At 29.4% G+C, this 19,271-nt stretch carries 24 protein-coding genes; 4 read left to right on the top strand and 20 right to left on the bottom strand.

Annotated features, from left to right (window positions below; translation table 11 throughout):
- Positions 1–3: 3 nt before the first annotated feature.
- The 8 genes from F3K33_RS26100 to F3K33_RS26135 form a co-directional block, all read right to left on the bottom strand.
- Positions 4–1,944, bottom strand: coding sequence for a DHH family phosphoesterase (locus F3K33_RS26100; RefSeq protein WP_023976352.1), 1,941 nt, complete (start codon positions 1,942–1,944; stop codon positions 4–6).
- A gap of 20 nt (positions 1,945–1,964) precedes the next feature.
- Positions 1,965–2,285, bottom strand: a complete 321-nt coding sequence (locus tag F3K33_RS26105) for a MazG-like family protein (RefSeq protein WP_012061232.1) — start codon at positions 2,283–2,285, stop codon at positions 1,965–1,967.
- Between the two features lie 178 nt (positions 2,286–2,463).
- Positions 2,464–2,724 carry a 30S ribosomal protein S18 gene (gene rpsR, locus F3K33_RS26110; protein WP_012061233.1) on the bottom strand — a complete coding sequence of 87 codons (261 nt, stop codon included), beginning with the start codon at positions 2,722–2,724 and terminating at the stop codon, positions 2,464–2,466.
- Positions 2,725–2,748: 24 nt separating this feature from the next.
- Complete coding sequence (locus F3K33_RS26115; RefSeq protein WP_012061234.1) at positions 2,749–3,198, bottom strand: single-stranded DNA-binding protein; 450 nt, start codon at positions 3,196–3,198, stop codon at positions 2,749–2,751.
- Between the two features lie 13 nt (positions 3,199–3,211).
- Positions 3,212–3,499: a 30S ribosomal protein S6 gene (gene rpsF, locus F3K33_RS26120; RefSeq protein ID WP_012061235.1), complete on the bottom strand. Its 288-nt coding sequence runs from the start codon at positions 3,497–3,499 to the stop codon at positions 3,212–3,214.
- A gap of 101 nt (positions 3,500–3,600) precedes the next feature.
- Positions 3,601–3,795, bottom strand: a complete 195-nt coding sequence (locus F3K33_RS26125; protein ID WP_039768440.1) for a DUF951 domain-containing protein — start codon at positions 3,793–3,795, stop codon at positions 3,601–3,603.
- Positions 3,795–4,718, bottom strand: a complete 924-nt coding sequence (locus F3K33_RS26130) for a mechanosensitive ion channel family protein (protein ID WP_023976351.1) — start codon at positions 4,716–4,718, stop codon at positions 3,795–3,797. Before F3K33_RS26130 ends, F3K33_RS26125 begins: the two co-directional genes overlap by 1 nt.
- 15 nt (positions 4,719–4,733) lie before the next feature.
- The gene (locus tag F3K33_RS26135; RefSeq protein ID WP_023976350.1) at positions 4,734–4,976 is read right to left on the bottom strand and encodes a putative Se/S carrier protein; all 243 of its coding nucleotides are present in this window, start codon (positions 4,974–4,976) and stop codon (positions 4,734–4,736) included.
- Positions 4,977–5,144: 168 nt separating this feature from the next.
- On the opposite strand from F3K33_RS26135, the gene F3K33_RS26140 reads away from it, so the two are divergent.
- The 4 genes from F3K33_RS26140 (at position 5,145) to F3K33_RS26155 (ending at position 8,323) form a co-directional block, all read left to right on the top strand.
- A complete protein-coding gene (locus F3K33_RS26140) occupies positions 5,145–5,792 on the top strand; it encodes a LysE family translocator (protein ID WP_017210038.1) in 648 nt (215 codons plus the stop codon).
- A 15-nt stretch (positions 5,793–5,807) separates the two neighbouring features.
- Positions 5,808–6,959, top strand: coding sequence for an aminotransferase class V-fold PLP-dependent enzyme (locus F3K33_RS26145; RefSeq protein WP_039768438.1), 1,152 nt, complete (start codon positions 5,808–5,810; stop codon positions 6,957–6,959).
- A gap of 166 nt (positions 6,960–7,125) precedes the next feature.
- The gene (gene yyaC, locus F3K33_RS26150) at positions 7,126–7,722 is read left to right on the top strand and encodes a spore protease YyaC (RefSeq protein WP_023976348.1); all 597 of its coding nucleotides are present in this window, start codon (positions 7,126–7,128) and stop codon (positions 7,720–7,722) included.
- Between the two features lie 364 nt (positions 7,723–8,086).
- On the top strand, positions 8,087–8,323 hold the full coding sequence (locus tag F3K33_RS26155) for a hypothetical protein (RefSeq protein WP_023976347.1): 237 nt from the start codon (positions 8,087–8,089) through the stop codon (positions 8,321–8,323).
- 1,120 nt (positions 8,324–9,443) lie between these two features.
- On the opposite strand, the gene F3K33_RS26165 is transcribed toward F3K33_RS26155, so the two are convergent.
- The 12 genes from F3K33_RS26165 to rpmH form a co-directional block, all read right to left on the bottom strand.
- Complete coding sequence (locus tag F3K33_RS26165; protein ID WP_087703090.1) at positions 9,444–9,941, bottom strand: DUF4446 family protein; 498 nt, start codon at positions 9,939–9,941, stop codon at positions 9,444–9,446.
- 45 nt (positions 9,942–9,986) lie between these two features.
- A complete protein-coding gene (locus tag F3K33_RS26170) occupies positions 9,987–10,847 on the bottom strand; it encodes a ParB/RepB/Spo0J family partition protein (RefSeq protein ID WP_023976345.1) in 861 nt (286 codons plus the stop codon).
- An 8-nt stretch (positions 10,848–10,855) separates the two neighbouring features.
- Positions 10,856–11,617: a ParA family protein gene (locus F3K33_RS26175; protein ID WP_012061244.1), complete on the bottom strand. Its 762-nt coding sequence runs from the start codon at positions 11,615–11,617 to the stop codon at positions 10,856–10,858.
- A gap of 317 nt (positions 11,618–11,934) precedes the next feature.
- The gene (gene noc / locus F3K33_RS26180) at positions 11,935–12,717 is read right to left on the bottom strand and encodes a nucleoid occlusion protein (protein ID WP_023976344.1); all 783 of its coding nucleotides are present in this window, start codon (positions 12,715–12,717) and stop codon (positions 11,935–11,937) included.
- A gap of 137 nt (positions 12,718–12,854) precedes the next feature.
- The gene (rsmG, locus tag F3K33_RS26185; protein ID WP_023976343.1) at positions 12,855–13,574 is read right to left on the bottom strand and encodes a 16S rRNA (guanine(527)-N(7))-methyltransferase RsmG; all 720 of its coding nucleotides are present in this window, start codon (positions 13,572–13,574) and stop codon (positions 12,855–12,857) included.
- Between the two features lie 23 nt (positions 13,575–13,597).
- Complete coding sequence (gene mnmG, locus F3K33_RS26190; protein ID WP_012061247.1) at positions 13,598–15,478, bottom strand: tRNA uridine-5-carboxymethylaminomethyl(34) synthesis enzyme MnmG; 1,881 nt, start codon at positions 15,476–15,478, stop codon at positions 13,598–13,600.
- Positions 15,479–15,487: 9 nt separating this feature from the next.
- Entirely contained in the window at positions 15,488–16,876 is a 1,389-nt protein-coding gene (mnmE, locus tag F3K33_RS26195) for a tRNA uridine-5-carboxymethylaminomethyl(34) synthesis GTPase MnmE (RefSeq protein WP_012061248.1), read from the bottom strand.
- 181 nt (positions 16,877–17,057) lie between these two features.
- Positions 17,058–17,684, bottom strand: a complete 627-nt coding sequence (gene jag / locus F3K33_RS26200; RefSeq protein ID WP_012061249.1) for an RNA-binding cell elongation regulator Jag/EloR — start codon at positions 17,682–17,684, stop codon at positions 17,058–17,060.
- Positions 17,685–17,729: 45 nt separating this feature from the next.
- Positions 17,730–18,494 (bottom strand): membrane protein insertase YidC, encoded by a 765-nt coding sequence (locus F3K33_RS26205; RefSeq protein ID WP_023976341.1) that lies wholly within the window; start codon positions 18,492–18,494, stop codon positions 17,730–17,732.
- A gap of 23 nt (positions 18,495–18,517) precedes the next feature.
- Entirely contained in the window at positions 18,518–18,727 is a 210-nt protein-coding gene (yidD, locus tag F3K33_RS26210) for a membrane protein insertion efficiency factor YidD (RefSeq protein ID WP_012061251.1), read from the bottom strand.
- Entirely contained in the window at positions 18,699–19,076 is a 378-nt protein-coding gene (gene rnpA, locus F3K33_RS26215; RefSeq protein ID WP_012061252.1) for a ribonuclease P protein component, read from the bottom strand. Before rnpA ends, yidD begins: the two co-directional genes overlap by 29 nt.
- Before the next feature lie 59 nt (positions 19,077–19,135).
- Positions 19,136–19,270, bottom strand: a complete 135-nt coding sequence (gene rpmH / locus F3K33_RS26220; RefSeq protein ID WP_008419045.1) for a 50S ribosomal protein L34 — start codon at positions 19,268–19,270, stop codon at positions 19,136–19,138.
- Between the last annotated feature and the right edge of the window lies 1 nt (position 19,271).

A 19,271-nucleotide genomic window follows, 5' to 3' on the forward strand; every position in this document is an offset into this window, starting at 1 on the left:
AACTTATTCACCTATCCTTAAGTATTTTTTCATTACTTCTTTTAATTCAACAATTACTTCCTCAATTGTCTTATTTGATATTTTTACTCCAGCAATATTCATATGTCCTCCTCCGCCAAGTGCTTCTAGCACTACTTGAACATTAATATCGCCAACTGACCTTCCACTTATATATATATCGTTATTTACTTCCCCCAAAACAAAGCTTACAGATATTCCGGATATATTTAGCAATTCATCTGCTGCCTTTGCTATAATTACTGTATCAATATTTTTAGGGGTTATAGCAATAGCTGTATTATCTCTTACTTCAGCAGATTTTATAGTCTCAGCAATAAGTAAATAATCTTCTAGGTCATCAGTAAACATCTTTTTAATTTCTATAGGATCTGCTCCCAAGGATTTTAAAAACGATGCAGCATCAAAAGTTCTGACACCAGTTTTAAAAGAAAACCCTTTTGTATCCATAAAAATACCTGCAAGCAAACCTTCTGCTTCTGTTCTTGTTAATTTAGGCTTATCAACCATATACTGAATAATTTCTGTTACCATCTCTGATGTAGATGAGGCATATACTTCTATATAATTAAGTATATCATGCTCTATCATATCAGGACTTCTTCTATGGTGATCTATTATTACTTTTCTTTGAACTTTATCTACTAGCGATAAATCAGCAACATAACTCTTATTATGAACATCCACAATAATTACTAGTGTTTGGGCATCTAAATCACTTTTTGCCTCTTCTACTGATATAAATAAATCATCATATTTAGATTCCTTGTTTAATTTATTTAAGAAATATCCAATTGCAGTAATGTCATTATTTAATATAATTTTACACCCGATCCCCAATTGCTTAACCACGCTAGCCAATCCGACTGCAGATCCAAAGCAATCCATATCAGGATTCTTGTGTCCTATTATATAAACCTTACTACTCTCTCTAATTAGTTCACTCAAAGCTCTAGCTATAACTCTTGCTTTTACTTTAGTTCTTTTTTCTATTTCCTTTGAATTTCCACCAAAAAACTTTATGTCATCATTAGTTTTAACAACAACTTGATCTCCACCTCTGCCTAACGCTAACTCTTTAGCTATATTAGCATTGTTATGATTTTCAAGTGGAGACATTCCACCTCTGCCAATACCAATAGATAAAGTAATTTCAATTGAATTCCCTTTATCTATTTTTGATATTACTTCCATTATATTGAACTTGTGTTTTATTTCATCTTCAATATACTTATCTTGAATTGATAATACATATTTATTGGTATCATATCTTTTAATCATTGCTTTTAAGTTATTGGCATATGTGTTTATTGTTCTCTCTATTTCAGCTACTAAAAGCGGTCTGTTGTTATCATCGGTTTTATCTATTACTTCTGTAAAATTATCTACTTCTATTAACATTACACTCTCTTGAGTGGTTTCATAATCTATTAGCTTCGTAATGTCATTAAAAGATAATAAGTATAGATTTTTTTTATTTTTAGTTTCAATTAAAGTAGCGTATACATCATATAATTTATTTTGTATGCTCAATCTTTGATGCAAATTATTTTCATTCTTTAAAAAATCATCTAGATTTATGCCTCTGGCTATACTTAAAATATTCTTTTCAGTATTTTCTTCATCTGATTTTAAAGTGTTAAATAAATTATTATACCAAACTATTTCTCCATCTTCTTTTATCAATACTAATGGATATATTGACTTTAATGCATTCTCTGATATACCTTTATTTATACTTTTTATAAATTGGTTAAAATCACTTTCCTTTTCCAAGTAATAATTTAATTGGTGGAAATTATCTATAAAATAGATTACTAGGATAATTATACCTATGCCTGTATAATTATATGCAAATAATAGTATTAAAATTGTAATTAGTAATCCAGGCTTAAGCAAACGTTTAAGCATAGTTATCCAATTCATAAAAAGCCTCCTAAGAATATTTAATCTCTTCTGTTACTAATATAATGCTTCAACTTACTTAAGCTTTTACCTTCTTTTTCAACTTGATCCTCTGCTCTTACCCCTAAATCTAATTTTGATTTTATATTATGGTCTATATCTACCAATGAATATCCTAACTTATCACCTAGAATATATAGTATAATTATAGCTCCTGAAATACAATCTAAAATAGAATCACGGGCTACATTGTTACCTTTTGTCAATAGTCTGAAAAACTCTCCTATTATACAAAGAAGTTGTGCTTTTAAATCTTCTATAATTTTAATGTTAGTCATAATATTAAAATTATCTTTTCTCATAGTCTATCACCTCTCTCAAAACCCTTGTATTATTATTTTAAATTTTTTTTGTGAGTATTGCAAGAATTTATAGATAATTTGCTATATTTTTCCACAAAGGTTAAGAGATTGATTTAATAATAATATTTTTTTATATTAAAAACCCCCTGATTTCTCAGGGGGAATATTACTACTACCATTATTCTGTTGTAAATGGTAATAATGCTATGTTTCTTGCTCTCTTAATTGAAGATGTTAATTCTCTTTGGTGCTTAGCACAAGTTCCAGAAATTCTTCTTGGAAGAATCTTTCCTCTTTCTGTAACATATTTTCTAAGCTTATTTATATCTTTATAGTCGATAAATTCAGCTTTATCTACACAAAAAGCACAAACTTTTTTTCTAGATCTTCTCATTTTACCGCCAGGTCTTCTACCGTTGTTACCTTCTTCTCTGCTCATTATATTCCCTCCTTACTTAAAATTTTAGAAAGGCATATCTCCGTCATCTACCGGAGTTATATCCTCTTCAAATCCACCACTGAATGCATCATTCGCTGGTGCTGAATATTCATTGCTATTACCAAAACTATTTCCTGATGAATTACTTCCTTTACTTCCTAGGAATTCAACTCCACCAAATTGATCTGCTACAACTTCGGTAACATATCTCTTAGTTCCGTCTTTCGCATCATAACTTCTGGTTTGGATTCTACCACTAATAGCCACTTGGCTACCTTTACTCATGTAATTAGCAGTACTTTCAGCTTGTTTGCCCCATACTACTACAGGAACAAAATCTGCTTCTCTTTGGCCAGTTTTTGTATTATATTTATCAACTGCTAATGTTAAGGTTGTTACTGCTGCTCCACTTCCTGGAGTAAATCTTAGTTCTGGATCTTTTGTTAATCTTCCGATTAGAACTACTTTATTCATTTACAACGCCACCTTATACTTGTTCATTAACAATGATATGTCTTATAACACCATCAGTGATTCTGAATATTCTATCTAACTCTCTTGGTAATTCAGGGTTAGCAGTAAAGTTAACTAAAGTATAAAAACCTTCACTAACTTTTGAGATTTCATAAGCAAGCTTTCTCTTACCCCAGAAATCAACATTTTCTACTGTTCCTCCACCATTTTCTATAACACCCTTAAACTTTTCGATGTTAGCTTTTACAGTTTCTTCATCGAATGATGGGTTTAATATAAATATAGTTTCGTACTTTCTCATTAATTTCACCTCCTCCCCTCGGACTAACGGCTATGCTTTGCATAGCAGGGATTACAATTAATGATTATACCATTAATAAAAGAATGAATCAAGTTTTTTTGCTAACTTTCTGCAGCAATTACTATTTTTTTTGCTTCCTTTTTAAATTTCACTCTGGGAATCATTACAATTCTACCACAGCCAGTACATTTTATTTTTATATCTGCACCTACCCTTATTATTTCAAATTGATTTGAACCGCATGGATGTTGCTTCTTCATTTCAACCATATCTCCGAGATTAAAGTTTTCTACCATTACTCCCCATCCTTCTCTATATTTTCATTATCTAGTTGTTTCTCATCCAATGATACATTTATTCTATTTTTATCCAAAGCTAACTTTATTGACATTCTAAGCTCTCTTTCCATTTTCCACTGCATTAATGGCTTTGCATTCCCTACTACTCTTATTGTAACCTTCGATACTTCAAGAGCTATGACTCCAGTTATTTCTATGGATTCACCTATATATTCTTCGTTTTTGCTCTTAAACTCGTCACAAGCAGCTCTTATAACGTTAATAACTTTTTTAATATCTTCCTGTGGAGATATATCTATGTCTACCGTGAACCTAATATCATTCCTCGAATGATTTGTAACTCCACCTATTGACCCGTTTGGAATTGAATGTATATCCCCTGTAAAATCTTTAATCACGGTGGCTCTAATTCCTATACTTTTGACAATTCCATTAAAACTTCCTATTGTTACATGATCTCCTACTCCAAATTGATTTTCAAATAAAATAAAAAATCCATTAATTAGATCTTTTATTAGACTTTGCGCACCAAGGCCAACTGCAATTCCACCTATACTCGCAAACGTAAATGACATACCACCAAATACAATTGATATTATTATTGTTATCCCCATAAAATATACTGAATATTTTAAAACACTTTTCAATACTTCCCCCAGAGTTTTTGCCCTTTGAGAATCCAAAGAAATCACTGCATTACTTTCAATTTGTTTATCAACGAACTTTTTTATTAAATGCTTACCTATTTTTATAGAAAAATACATTATAATTATTACTACTGCTATTTTAAGTGCTTTATTTATTATTAGCTCGATTGATTTAACACTTATGATATCTACCAGCGTACTATTAATATTAGATTTCAATTCCTTTAAAAATTGGAAATCTTCCTCTAACTCTATTAAGTAATTACCATACAAACATAATCCCCCTTCCTATTTATTAATTAGTATATATCCTTCATCATTTCTATAGTATACATTTTTATATTCCATTAAATCATCATTTATTATGTTATCTATATCTGCCTTTTTATCTATTCTCACACATATCCCACAACTCATAGTTATAGATGTAGGAGTTGGCATTATTCTAAACTCTAGATCTAATTCTTTTAATTTTTTTTCTGCTGACATTGCATCATATGTATTTTTGAATACTATTATATAATAATCCATATTTACACCACCTATATAATATTTATTATAACTTATATTAATATTATATATATTTTTTAAAATTTATAAAGGTTAAGAACACATTCATATAAAAACTTCATAAATTTAGTGAAAAATATATCTTTTTATTTTATAATTATATAGAAATGCAATTAGAAGGAGAATATAATGTTTTCAGTAATTAACATATTAAAAGCTATATTAATTGGTTTTTTTACAGGTTTTGTTGCCTCTATACCTTTGGGGCCCTCAGGCCTTGAATCTGTTAGTCGTTCAATATCAAAAGGTTTTAAAGAGGGATTTAAAGTATCACTTGGTGCTGTATCCGCAGATATAACATATATAGTAATTATAAACCTAGGTCTTTTTACAATACTTACCAGAAATCCTAAGTTTCACAGTCTATTTTGGATAGTATCTGGTATTGTTTTAATTATATCTAATAAAATATCATTTACAGCTAAAAAGCCAGGCCTTAACTTAGAAAAATCAATTTATAGACGTTCATCAAATGGTTTTTTAACTGGTTTTTTGATAACGTTTCTCAATCCAACAACTCCATCATTATGGATTGCATTAAGTGGAACCATATTCAATGTTTGGAGACATCATGGAAGGATATATTTTATATTCTCAATCTCATCAATGATAATTGGAAGTATAACTTGGTTTTGCTTTCTTAATATTTTAGTAAGTAAAGGTTTTAAGAAATTCAAACCTGATTTGGCCAATAATACAACTAAGATATTGGACTACTTCCTATTTGCTTTGGGTATAATATTTATTATTTGGGGCTCTTACAAATTATTTTTTTAGAGGTGAATACTTGATATGGAAGTTTACTTAGATAATTCATCAACAACTTTTCCTAAACCAAAGCAAGTTATTAATGCCATGTGTGACTATATGCTAAATGTAGGTGGCAATGCAGGCCGTGGAAATTACAGTAATTCTCTTCAAAGTAATAGATACCTTTATGATGCAAGAGAATTAATTTGCAATTTTTTTGGTTATGATTCCCCTAGTAATGTTATTTTTACAAACAACGTTACTACATCTTTAAACATATTAATCAAAGGTATTTTAAGGCATGGTGATCATGTAATAACATCTTCAATGGAACATAATTCTGTTATTAGACCATTATTCTTTTGTAAGGAGAATCTTCAAATTGAATTGGATATAGTAGCTGCAAATTCTGAAGGTTTTATCAATGCCCATGATTTAAAGAAGAAAATTACTAATAAAACAAGGCTAGTTGTAATGACTCAAGCATCTAACGTCACAGGCTCAGTACAAGACCTATATAACATCGGTAAAATATGTGATGAAAACAATATTTTTTTCATTGTTGATTCTTCTCAGGGTGCCGGTGTTCTAGATATCAATATGAAAAACATAAAAGCTAATGCGATAGCTTTTACAGGACATAAAAGTTTATTGGGTCCGCAAGGAATTGGTGGATTTATATTGGACTCTAAATTTAACGACTCTTGTTCAAGTCTAATACATGGCGGTACTGGAAGTCTTTCTTATTCTTTATCACAACCAGACTTTCTACCTGATAAGTTTGAATGTGGAACTCATAATCTTCCAGGGATAGTTGGATTATCAGAATCTATTAAATACATAAACTCAGTAGGTTTAAATTCAATTTATGAACATAATAACTATTTAATAAAACATATGCTAGAAGGTTTGCTAAACATCAAAGGAATAACTGTTTATGGTGATTTATCTGGCAAAAGGCTAAGTTCATGTATTTCTATAAATCTTAATTCCCTCGATCCTTCTGAATTGGGATATTATTTAGAATGTAAAGGAATAAAGACTAGATCTGGTTTGCATTGTTCTCCATTAGCACACAAGACCATAGGTAGTTATCCATCCGGAACTGTCAGACTAAGCATTAGTTATTTTACAACTAAGGAAGAAGTTAATTATGCGCTTACGGTTCTAAATAAAATTCCAAAAAATCTATAACAACAAATATTTCAAGTGCTCTTAGCACCGGCCTTAATACATACCTTTTATATTATTTTCTTGTTAGATGTGATTATTAATTTAATTTGTATTCTATTTATTATTTTTAGACAATGAATAAAACCTCTTTTTATTGGAAATAAATCTAATAAAAGGAGGTTTTCTTATGTGTCAAAGTTTTTCTGTAAACTCATCTTCACTGGCTTCTTGTACTAAAATCAAAGATTATTTATTGGCTGAATTACAACCAATACTTTATGAAGATAGACCAATTATATTTATTTGTATTGGAAGTGATAGATCTACTGGAGATTCATTAGGCCCATTAGTAGGACATAAATTAAAACATTTTTCTAAGAATAATATACATATATTTGGAACACTCGAAAATCCAATACATGCAAAAAATATAGTAAGTAAATTAAATGAGATAAATTTTAATTTTATAAATCCATATATTATAGCAATCGATTCTTGTTTAGGATCTATAAATAATATAGGTAAAGTTTTCATACAGAAAAAGCCTCTACTTCCTGGTTTGGCTTTAAATAAGAACCTTCCTGCTGTTGGTGATATGAGCATAACTGGTATTGTAAATGTATCCGGAGGATTTGATTTTTTAGTTTTACAAAATACTAGATTATATACTGTTATGAATCTCGCAGATTCAATTTCTAGAGGTATCTATTATTTTATTTTAAAGAGCTTAGATAGGCCTAGAACTACTAGCACTTCTGAAATATTCAATTTTAGTAACTTTTAATTCTTAATTGTTTTAACAAAACAATTCTCATTTCTATGATTATTAATTTATTTTAAACTTATATAGTTGTCATCAGTGTAATACTATTTTGTATTATTTTTTAATAAAGATTGTTTCACGTGAAACAATCTTTATTTTCTTTGCTAATTTTCTTTTAATAATAAAAACTTTCTAGCCATGCGTGGTATATTATAATTTAATAGTTTTCTGGTTTTTAACATAGCTATAATCACTTACTTATAACTATACTAGTGTAAAAATGCTTGAATAATTCTACAACTAAATAAAGTAAAAAAACATCTATGACAAATCCTTGTTATAATTGAGTTACCACACAATAATGCCAACAAGGAGCCATACATAAATGCTTCAAAACACAATTGTATCGGATGAACTATCAATATACAATTTTTTAAAAGAACTAAATTTTAATTTTTACTTAAATACGCGTCAATTAATGAATTTAGAAAATATAATGAATGCTATGATATCAGAAGGTTATAATGTTAAAATTTCCGACATAGTAGAGCTTGCTCCTTCGAAACATAGAACTAGTATTACTAGATTTCTTTCAAATAATAGTTTCTTTACTACCGTGTAACGGATTAGTTCTGCCATACTCAATTGATATCTATAATAAAGATTATATGATAAAAATAGAATTAACTCAAAAATTAATTACAACACTTCTCAAGCTTGAAAATAAAGCCTATATATTAGCTGTTCGTTAGGCGATCGAACCATTTTTAGAGATTGCAAAACTTACTTAGGGCTAGATGGAAATCAAGCAAAAAGTAAAAAAAGTATTAATAGATATCTAATCATAATGTTAGTAAATTATACTTATTGCGAAATATACTGTATTGATTTTCTTCACATTAATGCTGAATATAAGTTGCTAATAAGAATTTAGAAAAGTCTAAAATAATATATTTACAAAGCTACTTCAAGCGGGTAGGTCTATAGAAAAATTTTTCTAGTCATTAGAAATAGCTTGTAATATGTTTTTTTATTCAACTGTAAATTTCTTTAAACAAAACTGCACCATTGTAGATAATATCTATTTTTCAATAAGGAAATCAATCTTGATTATCTATGTAAATGCGTTGATATATTCCTTCAAGGTTCATTTATTCATACGCTATATCTTCTCTATATTTTATTTTTATATACTCTTTTATTATCTTTATGCTCATTCCTATTATATCTACATAATATCCTTACAGAAAATTGTCCATTTCTATACTTGCATTTTTGTGTGTCTATAAAAAATCATCAATGAATTCTACCTTTCAGATACCCCATAGATTTCACTACACTTAATTTAGGTGGTGTACTTACAAACATATTATATAATCTAGAAATGCTTTCACTTTTATAATTTCAAGTGTTTTTTTCGCATAATAATTCAGGTGTTTTCATATATAATTCTTTATCTTCTTGTATATGATTTTTCTTCTAAATCTTGGCATGAAAACCATATGATATTTACCATTCCGTTCACTATACTCTAAATTATCAATGTCCACAAAAGATACACCGCCTTGTAGTTCATAGTTCAAGTCGGCAAACATGCTATAATTTTGCAGCAGAGATTTATTTCTTTACTTACAGTCAAAAGCTTTCCGTAACCACAAGTCCAACTTGTGACATTCTTAAATACAAAAATAGAGCACCAAAATCTATTGGTGCCCACTTAACTAAAATCAATTCTACTAATTTTAATTTTCTTTATTAGCTGCTTCATTTAAAACATATAACTCTTCCTCGGAAAGGTCATATCTTGATATTCCCTTATCAATTGGTTTTGCATAAGTTGTACTTTCTTGCCTTCCATATATACCAGTTAAAATAACTCCATCATTTCTATCATCTAGCATAGCTATCGAAAAGCTCAAGTCACTACCAACATTCTCGAATGCCTTATATCTCATAATTGCTACTTTTTGAACACAATCCTTCATCTTAACTTCTAATCTCTTACATTCTTCTAGAGCCTTATCAGATCTTTCTTTAGCATCTTCAATACTATCTAATCTTTCCAGTAACATTTCTTCTAAATTATTATTAGTAGTACCTTTCATTAATTTTCTGTATCTGCTTTCTACTTTTCCAACTGCTTTAAATAAGGCCACTACCATTATAAATAATAATATAATTATTATTGACATTCCAATTAATAAATATGGCATTATATCATTCATTGCACTAATTAGCATATCCAATCTTGTGTCATTCCTTTCATAATTGTTTCACGTGAAACATTACATATTAATAATGTCGAGTATTCTTTGAAGATCTTCCTCTGAATAATATTCAATTTCTATTTTACCCTTGTTTTTCTTGTTTAAAATATTTACCTTTGTTCCAAAATAGTTCTGAAGCTGATTCTTAATTTCTTTATAATAAGGATTTACTTCTCCTATGTTTTCATTATTTTTTTCCTTTTCAATATCCTCACTAATTCTTTTTATTAATCTTTCTAATTCTCTAACAGATAATTTTTCATCAATTACCTGCTGAGCTATTTCATACTGTTTCTGCTTATCATTTATTGAAAGAAGTACTCTTCCATGTCCTTCCGTTATGATACTCTCAATTATATATTGTTGAACACGTTCATCCAGATTCATCAATCTCATTGTATTAGCAATAGCAACCCTTGATTTTCCTATTCTTTTACTTAATTCTTCTTGTGTGATTTTAAAATCATTTAACAATTTTCTATATGCTAAAGCCTCTTCTATTGGATTTAAGTCTTGGCGTTGAATATTCTCTATCAATGATATTTCTAATATATCTCTATCACTTAATTCCATTATTATTGCTGGGACCTCTTTTAATCCAACCATTTTAGCCGCTCTCCATCTGCGCTCTCCAGCAACTATAATGTATCTATCATCTTTTAGCTCTCTTAAAATTAAAGGTTGAATAACACCATGGGTTTTGATTGACTCTGCTAATTCAGCTATCTTTTCGGAGTCAAACAATTTTCTTGGTTGATCTTCATCACTTTTAATTTTATTTATAGGAATGAGCAAACTATTATTTTCTTGTGCAGTATTATCTGATTCCTCCGGTATAAGTGCTCCTAATCCTTTTCCTAAGGCGAATTTCTTTGCCATTCTATCACCTACTGTCTCTCTAAAAACTCTTTAGTTAATTTTACATACGCCTCAGCGCCCTTACATTTTTCGTCATACAACATTATCGGAAGTCCAAAGCTTGGCGCCTCTGCAAGCCTTACATTTCTAGATATTGTAGCTTCATATACCTTATTCTTAAAATATTTTTTCACTTCTTTCAAAACTTCATTACTAAGATTTGTCCTATAATCAAACATTGTCATTACAACGCCTTCGATTTCTAGCTTTTTATTAAGAGATTTTTTTACTAATTGTATTGTGTTTATTAATTGACTAACCCCCTCCAATGCATAGAATTCGCATTGTATTGGTATTAGCACTGAATCTGCACATGTTAATGCATTTATTGTTAATACCCCTAAAGATGGTGGACAATCTATAAACACATAGTCATATTCTGATTCAATCTCTTTTAATTTATTCTTCATTATATTTTCCCTATCACTTCTATTTATAAGTTCCACCTCTGCGCCAGCTAGTTCCATCGTTGACGGTGATATGTACAAGTTCTGGACTAAGTCACTCCTTACTATAGATTCCTTCATAGTTGCATCAGAAATTAACACATCGTAAATGGATAAGTCTAAATTACTTTTATCCAATCCTAATCCACTCGTAGTATTTCCTTGAGGATCTATGTCTATAGTTAATACTCTATAACCTTCCATTGCTAAATATGCACATAAGTTTATATTAGTAGTTGTTTTCCCAACCCCACCTTTTTGATTAAAAATGCAAATTACTTTCATAAGCACAGCCCTAAAAGAGCGTCCCCCCTTTCCATATTAATATTATATATACTTTTTTATTATAATAAAAGAATTATGTTCTAAAAAACAATAACTCTTAATAAAATATATTCTATCATAAAATATTTTTCATTAATTCTTAATTTTCTGTGTATAAATATAAGATTAATATATACTTGCAATAATAAATTTACATTTAGAATTCTATTCATGTAAGCCCTAAGTTAAGACCAAAATGTAGAAATTTAATTACAACATGTATATATAATTAAAGTTAAGGTAATACTTGGTAAAACCTTAACTTCCAATTATTCCTCTTATTTTTTTGTTTTTGGTATCTTTACTACTACTTCTATAAATTCATCATCATCTTTATATGAATATTCAGCTGGAATATCAAATTTCTGCAAAACTTGTTTTATTGTATTAACATAAAGTTTAGCCGGCAATACACCTCTTATATTTCTTTTATTCTTATTTTTTAATTCTTCTCCAGCTAATTTAAGCAATTCTTTGTTAATTAATTCTTCTGTTTTCTTAACATTTAATCCGTCTTTTATTACTTTTTGAACAATTCTTAATTGCATTTCTTCAGTCGGAATTGTTAACAATGCTCTTGCATGTCTTTCAGTTAATTTATTCTTTAAGCATAATTCCCTGACTTCACTACTTAACTTTAGCAATCTTAATTTATTAGCGATTGTTGATTGCTTCTTTCCCATCTTTTTTGCTAATTCATCTTGTGTAAAATTATGATCACTTATTAAATTATAATAAGCTTCTGCTTCTTCTATGTAATTTAAATCTTCTCTTTGAAGATTTTCAAGTAGAGCTATCTGAGCAGATTCAGAGTCAGTTATATCTATAATATTGCAAGGAACCGTCTCTAACTCAGCTAACTTAGCTGCTCTAAGTCTTCTCTCTCCTGCTACCAATTCAAAGACCTCTCCGCGCCTTCTTACAGTAATTGGTTGAATTATTCCATGTTCTCTAATTGATTGTGATAACTCTTCTATAGCTTCTTCATTAAAATATTTACGTGGTTGATAAATATTTGGAATGACTTTATTTATGCTAATACTTACTATTTCATTATTCATGTTCCCAACCCATCCCTTATTAAAATACTACATACATATTTTACCTTATTATCCTTATTTGTCTATATAACTCCTACCTTAATATTTTATCATATACCTGCTTACATAATCAAATTTCAATTATTTATGTAATATCTCTATTTAATTGGATTTTTACTTATTAATCCTGCCCTTCTTGGATATCCCTTAGGAGATCTATCTATCTTTTTCACGACAACTAAGTTATGTTTTAATTCTGTATCTTCAATGTTAATTTCACAAACTTCTAATATTTTTCCACCTAAAATCTTTATTGCATTTGTGCTCTCTGTAATTTCTTGATCAACTGATGGACCTTTTAGCGCAATAAAACTTCCTCCAACTTTTACATATGGTAAGCATAATTCAGATAATACACTCATATTTGCAACAGCCCTAGATGTTGCAATATCAAAATTCTCTCTTAGCTTAATATCTTTTGCTCCATCTTCAGCCCTAGAATGTATAGTTGTTACATTAGATGCTCCAATTCTATTAATAACTGTGTTTAAAAAACTCACTCTTTTGTTCAATGAATCTAATAGTGTAACATTCAAATCAGCTCTCATTATTGCAATAGGCAACCCTGGAAAACCAGCTCCTGTACCAACATCTATTAAACTGCTAGCAATTTTGAATTCGTCTCTTTTAAATGCTTTTATTGAATCAATAAAATGCTTTTTGATTATTTCTTCATCATCAATTATAGCTGTTAAATTAATCTTTTCATTCCATTCTTGAAGAAGTTTCATATAATCAATAAATTTTTCATACTGCTCTTTCGATAGTTGTAAACCAACATCTTCTGCTGATTTAGACATTAAATCATAAAACTTCATAATTCCTCCAATAATAATTAAAATTATTTATTATAATAATGTTCAAGATAAATAAGTAATACTGAAATATCCGCTGGAGACACTCCTGAAATACGTGTTGCCTGACCTATGCTTATTGGCCTAATATCACTTAACTTTTGTATTGCTTCAGTTCTTAACCCCTTAATATCACTATAATTAATATCCTTTGGTAATAATTTCTTCTCAAATTTCTTAAATTGAGCAACTTGTTCAAGCTGACTTTGTATATATCCTTCATATTTTGTTAATATATTAATTTGCTCTCCAACGTCATGAGGTAATTCTGGTCTCTCCGAATCTATTTGTTTTAAATCAAAGTAATCTAATTCAGGTCTTTGTAGCAGTTCATAAAAAGTAATTGGCTTTCTTAATTCAGCTGAATTTAATGATATTAAAAATTCATTTATTTCTTTTTTATTAGTTACCTTTAAATTCTTTAATCGTTCTAGTTCATTTTCAATATTTTGTTTCCTCTTTATAAATTTATCATATCTTTCCTCTGTAACTAATCCAACTCTATATCCTAAATTAGTTAACCTAAAGTCTGCATTATCCTGCCTTAATAATAATCTATATTCTGCTCTTGAAGTCATCATCCTATAAGGTTCATTAGTCCCTTTTGTAACTAGATCATCTATTAGAACTCCTATATAAGCATCAGATCTAGTTAGTATTAGTGGTTCTTTTTCTTTAATTTTTAATGCTGCATTTATACCTGCAATTAACCCCTGTGCTCCAGCCTCTTCATATCCTGAACTTCCATTAAGCTGACCTGCACCATATAATCCTTCAATATCTTTAAATTCTAATGTTGGTTTTAATTGAGTAGGATCAATTGAATCATACTCAATTGCATATGCAGTTCTCATCATTTCAACATTTTCAAGTCCTGGTAAGGTTTTAAGCATTTTAATTTGTACTTCTTCTGGTAATGATGATGAAAATCCACCTACATACATTTCTAGTGTGTCAAGCCCCTCAGGTTCAATAAATATTTGATGTTGTGGTTTATCTGGAAATCTCATTATTTTATCTTCTATTGATGGACAATATCTAGGACCAACGCCTTTTATACTCCCATTATAAATTGGAGATCTTCCTATATTATCTCTAATTATTTTACGTGTTTCATCATTTGTATAGGTTAAATAACAAGATACTTGTTCCCTTTCAATATTTTCACTCATAAATGAAAAAGGTATTATATTATCATCACCATTTTGTTCTATCATCTTAGAAAAATCCACAGATCTTCTATTTATCCTAGCTGGGGTTCCAGTTTTGAATCTCCTCAAAGAAACTCCTAAATCTAATAATGATTGTGATAGGTCATTAGCTGGAAATAAACCATTAGGACCGCCACTATATGATACTTCACCAATTATAATTTTTCCTTTTAAATATGTACCAGTTGCAAGAATTACCGCCTTACATTTAAAAATAGCTCCATTTTTAGTAACTACGCCTGTCACCTTTCCATTCTCAACATTAAGTTCAGTTACCTCAATTTGCCTTATTTTAAGATTTTCCTGTTCCTCTAAAATTCTCTTCATTCTAAATTGATAACTTTTTTTATCTGCTTGAGCTCTCAATGAGTGAACAGCTGGTCCTTTTGAAGTATTCAACATTCTTGACTGAATAAATGTATTATCAATATTGATCCCCATTTCTCCACCAAGTGCATCAATTTCCCTAACTAAATGACCTTTTGCAGTACCACCGATATTAGGATTACAAGGCATCAATGCTATTGAATCTAAATTTATTGTACATACTAATGTATTAAGGCCTAATCTTGCTGATGCCAATGCAGCTTCACATCCCGCATGACCTGCACCAACAACAACTATATCGAATTGACCACCATCATAATTTACTGCCATTACTTTTACCTACTTTCCTACACAAAATTCACTAAAAATTTTGTTTAATAAATCTTCTTCTAATTCATCTCCAGTTATTTCTCCTAAAGCTTTCATAGCCGCTGTTATATAAATTGATATTAAATCAAGATATTCATTAGCATTAATTTTATCTAAAGCCATTTTACAATTTTCTAATGATTTATATAACGCTTGCTTATGTCGTGCATTAGAAATTATTAAGCTTTCAGAGCTTATCTCTCCATTAAAGAATAACTTTTTAACTTCATCTTTTAAAATATCTATTCCTTGGCCAGTTTTAGCTGATATATTTATTATATTACTTAGATTCTTAAGTATTTCTTCTTGAATTTTTATATCTTTCAAATCCATCTTATTTAATAATACTATATATTTTCTATTCTTTATTTTATTAATTATTCTACTGTCTTCTTCATCTATATATCTAGATGCATCAAGCATGAGTATTATTAGATCTGCTTCTTCAATTTTCTCTTTTGATTTTTCCACACCTATTTTTTCTACTACATCTTCTGTATCTCTTATTCCTGCTGTATCGGTTATTTTAACCGGTATTCCATCAAGATTTATATATTCCTCAATTATATCTCTAGTTGTCCCTGGGACATCTGTTACTATAGCTCTATTTTCTCTTAATAATGCATTAAGTAATGAAGATTTTCCTACATTTGGTTTTCCTACAATAACTATATTGAGTCCATCTCTCACAATTTTACCCGCATCCGCATTAGACAATAAGGTTTCAATTTTTGAATTTGTATTCTCGATCCCATCTTTAATCTGTAAAATTAAATTGTCATCAACGATATCCTCATCATCTTCTGTAAAATCAACTGCATATTCAATTAGCGCTAAAACGTTTAGCAAATACCCTCTTAATTCATTTATTTCTTTAGATAAAGCCCCTTTGCTTTGAATCATAGCTGCTTTCATCGATAACTCTGTTTTAGCAGTTATTATATCCATAACTGCTTCGGCCTGACTCAAATCTATTCTTCCATTTAAAAATGCTCTTTTAGTAAATTCTCCAGGTTCTGCAAGTCTTGCACCAGCTTTAATAACCTGATCTAATACACTATTAGTAGATATAACTCCTCCATGACAATTTATTTCTACCACGTTTTCACCCGTATAGCTTCTTGGAGCTTTCATATAACTTAAAATAACTTCATCAATTATCTCTTTTTTGTTCTCTAAATCCACAATATTACCATACTTCATAGTGTATGTTTTCATGCTTTCAATATCGTATTTATTCCTAGGGGTAAATATCTTACTAGCAATCTTTAAAACATTCTCCCCTGAAATTCTTATTATTGAAACTCCGCCTTCTCCGATTGGTGTAGCGATCGCACAAATAGTATCAAATTCTTTCATTTAATTTCCTCCTCTTTTTAAAGAAGAATATTTTCTAAACTAAAACTCCTTTTTAACTATTATCAATTTTACATAACAAAATTTAAATAGTCAAAGTTATATTAGCTAAAACTTCTCTTTTTAGTCATAAATTTTATTTATAAACTTAAAAAGAAAGCCATTATGGCTTTCTTTTTTAGGTTTAATCTTTCTTTAATTCAACGACTACCCTTCTAAACGGCTCCTCGCCCTCACTATATGTATTAACAAAGGCATCTTCCTGAAGTGCAGAATGAATGATTCTTCTCTCGTATGGATTCATTGGCTCTAGTTTAAATGATTTTTTTGTTTTCTTAACTCTATTAGCTGTTTTAATTGCAACACCTTTAAGAGTTTCCTCTCTTTTGCTTCTATAATCTTCGGTATCTAGTATAACCTTTTTATGAGGAAGTTCATGTAACTTATTAACTACAAGTGAAACTAAATATTGAATAGAATCTAATGTCTCTCCTCTATAACCAATTATCACTCCCATTTTTTCTCCGGATAAATTAATTATAATGCTATCATTCTCTTCTTTAATATCAATAGTTGCCTCAACTTCCATTCCCTTGAGTATATGAACTATAAAGTTTCGTGCTTCTTCAATATAATTATATTTTCTAGAAACTCTAATTCTTGCTGGTTTAACTCCTATAACATTAAATAAACCCTTTGAGCCATGATCCAAAATTTCAATATCAACCATATCCTTATTTGCATCAAGTTCACTTAAAGCTTTATTTAAGGCTTCTTCAACAGTCTTTCCTTCCACTTCTACTGATTTCATCTGTTAATTCACCACCTCTAATATCAAAGCAAAATCACTTTTTGATTATTTCTTTTTTCTCTTTTTACTAGCTGAATTTTTAGATTCTTCCACTGCCACAACAAATTTATCTGATTCTGCTACAGCATCTTTTTGAGTCTTATCATCCATCTCTCTCATTGCTGGCCTATAGTTTAAAAAATATGTTTGTATTGTTTGAATTAAATTACCAATTATCCAGTAAAGTACAAGTATTGATTTAAAATTCAATGACATAACACCCATCATTCCAGCCATAACTAAATTCATACTTCCCATATTCATTCCACCTGGTTGTGATGGTGTTGATTTAGACATTAAATAAGATGGTATATATGTTGACAATGCAGCTAATACTGGTAATATATAATATTTATCTGGTGCAAATAAATCGTGAATCCACAGGAATGAAGCACCTTCTATTCCTTGTATCCCCATAAATACCCAATAAAGAGCCATTAGTATAGGTAGAGGTAATAATGATGGAAGGCATCCACCAGCTACACTAACATTATTCTCCTTATATAGCCTCATAGTTTCAGTATTCAATTTTTGAGGATCGTCTTTGTACTTAGCCTGAAGCTTTTTCACTTCTGGTTGAATTTTCTGCATTCCTTGTGATGACTTTGCTGCCTTAATGTTAAATGGTAATATTAAAATTCTTATAATCAATGTAAAAATAAATATTGCCAAAACATAAGATAGCCCAACATCTGATATTCCCATACTAACTATAAAGTCATGCAGGGAATCAAATATCCCTTTCATAAAGTTAACTATTGCTTGAAACATTAAAATATATACCTCCTAATATCTCACCTAACCGGATCATATCCACCCTTACAAAAAGGATTACATCTTAATATTCTGTAAACTGCTAATGCACTACCTTTAAAAGCTCCATATTTATTTATGGCATCTATTGCATATTGTGAACAAGTAGGCACAAATCTACAGCATGAAGATCTTCCAGGTGAAATATATTTTCTATAAAATTTAATTAGGCGTATTAGTAATTTCTTCATTATTATATAAGCCTGCCTTTTTAATTAAACTTCTCATAGCTCTTTCTACTTCAAAGTAGCTTTTACTTTGAAGAGGATTTCTTGCTATAAAAACAAAATCATATCCCTTTACTATATAATTATAATTTAATCTAAAGCTTTCAGTTATTAATCTTTTACATCTACTTCTAACAACACTATTCCCAACTTTTTTACTTACAGAAATACCTACCTTGCTATAGGCTAAAAAATCTCTATCCTTATTCCTTCTATTTTTTAATATGTACATAACTAGAAGCTCATTTGCAAATGATTTACCTCTTTTATATACAATTGTAAATTCAAAATTTTTCTTTAATCTATAAATCATAGATATTTTTATACTCCTTTTTTCCCTGCATTTGCAGAAAAAAGGCCACTAATGGGCCCTTAAGCTGTTAATTTTTTTCTTCCTTTTTGTCTTCTGCTCTTAAGAATGTTTCTTCCTGATTGAGTGCTCATTCTTTTTCTAAAACCATGTTCTTTTTTTCTTTGTCTCTTTTTAGGTTGGTAAGTCATAAACATT

Origin of the sequence: Clostridium beijerinckii, assembly GCF_008705175.1 — a bacterium.
In the GTDB taxonomy this organism is placed as follows: domain Bacteria; phylum Bacillota; class Clostridia; order Clostridiales; family Clostridiaceae; genus Clostridium; species Clostridium beijerinckii.

Excerpts from the sequence above, each read along its gene's own strand:
- F3K33_RS26100 (WP_023976352.1), bottom strand. The coding sequence starts at position 1,944 with ATGAATTGGATAACTATGCTTAAACGTTTGCTTAAGCCTGGATTACTA.
- F3K33_RS26105 (WP_012061232.1), bottom strand. The coding sequence starts at position 2,285 with ATGAGAAAAGATAATTTTAATATTATGACTAACATTAAAATTATAGAA.
- rpsR (WP_012061233.1), bottom strand. The coding sequence starts at position 2,724 with ATGAGCAGAGAAGAAGGTAACAACGGTAGAAGACCTGGCGGTAAAATG.
- F3K33_RS26115 (WP_012061234.1), bottom strand. The coding sequence starts at position 3,198 with ATGAATAAAGTAGTTCTAATCGGAAGATTAACAAAAGATCCAGAACTA.
- rpsF (WP_012061235.1), bottom strand. The coding sequence starts at position 3,499 with ATGAGAAAGTACGAAACTATATTTATATTAAACCCATCATTCGATGAA.
- F3K33_RS26125 (WP_039768440.1), bottom strand. The coding sequence starts at position 3,795 with ATGGTAGAAAACTTTAATCTCGGAGATATGGTTGAAATGAAGAAGCAA.
- F3K33_RS26135 (WP_023976350.1), bottom strand. The coding sequence starts at position 4,976 with ATGGATTATTATATAATAGTATTCAAAAATACATATGATGCAATGTCA.
- F3K33_RS26140 (WP_017210038.1), top strand. The coding sequence starts at position 5,145 with ATGTTTTCAGTAATTAACATATTAAAAGCTATATTAATTGGTTTTTTT.
- F3K33_RS26145 (WP_039768438.1), top strand. The coding sequence starts at position 5,808 with ATGGAAGTTTACTTAGATAATTCATCAACAACTTTTCCTAAACCAAAG.
- yyaC (WP_023976348.1), top strand. The coding sequence starts at position 7,126 with ATGTGTCAAAGTTTTTCTGTAAACTCATCTTCACTGGCTTCTTGTACT.
- F3K33_RS26155 (WP_023976347.1), top strand. The coding sequence starts at position 8,087 with ATGCTTCAAAACACAATTGTATCGGATGAACTATCAATATACAATTTT.
- F3K33_RS26165 (WP_087703090.1), bottom strand. The coding sequence starts at position 9,941 with ATGCTAATTAGTGCAATGAATGATATAATGCCATATTTATTAATTGGA.
- F3K33_RS26170 (WP_023976345.1), bottom strand. The coding sequence starts at position 10,847 with ATGGCAAAGAAATTCGCCTTAGGAAAAGGATTAGGAGCACTTATACCG.
- F3K33_RS26175 (WP_012061244.1), bottom strand. The coding sequence starts at position 11,617 with ATGAAAGTAATTTGCATTTTTAATCAAAAAGGTGGGGTTGGGAAAACA.
- noc (WP_023976344.1), bottom strand. The coding sequence starts at position 12,717 with ATGAATAATGAAATAGTAAGTATTAGCATAAATAAAGTCATTCCAAAT.
- rsmG (WP_023976343.1), bottom strand. The coding sequence starts at position 13,574 with ATGAAGTTTTATGATTTAATGTCTAAATCAGCAGAAGATGTTGGTTTA.
- mnmG (WP_012061247.1), bottom strand. The coding sequence starts at position 15,478 with ATGGCAGTAAATTATGATGGTGGTCAATTCGATATAGTTGTTGTTGGT.
- mnmE (WP_012061248.1), bottom strand. The coding sequence starts at position 16,876 with ATGAAAGAATTTGATACTATTTGTGCGATCGCTACACCAATCGGAGAA.
- jag (WP_012061249.1), bottom strand. The coding sequence starts at position 17,684 with ATGAAATCAGTAGAAGTGGAAGGAAAGACTGTTGAAGAAGCCTTAAAT.
- F3K33_RS26205 (WP_023976341.1), bottom strand. The coding sequence starts at position 18,494 with ATGTTTCAAGCAATAGTTAACTTTATGAAAGGGATATTTGATTCCCTG.
- yidD (WP_012061251.1), bottom strand. The coding sequence starts at position 18,727 with ATGAAGAAATTACTAATACGCCTAATTAAATTTTATAGAAAATATATT.
- rnpA (WP_012061252.1), bottom strand. The coding sequence starts at position 19,076 with ATGATTTATAGATTAAAGAAAAATTTTGAATTTACAATTGTATATAAA.
- rpmH (WP_008419045.1), bottom strand. The coding sequence starts at position 19,270 with ATGTTTATGACTTACCAACCTAAAAAGAGACAAAGAAAAAAAGAACAT.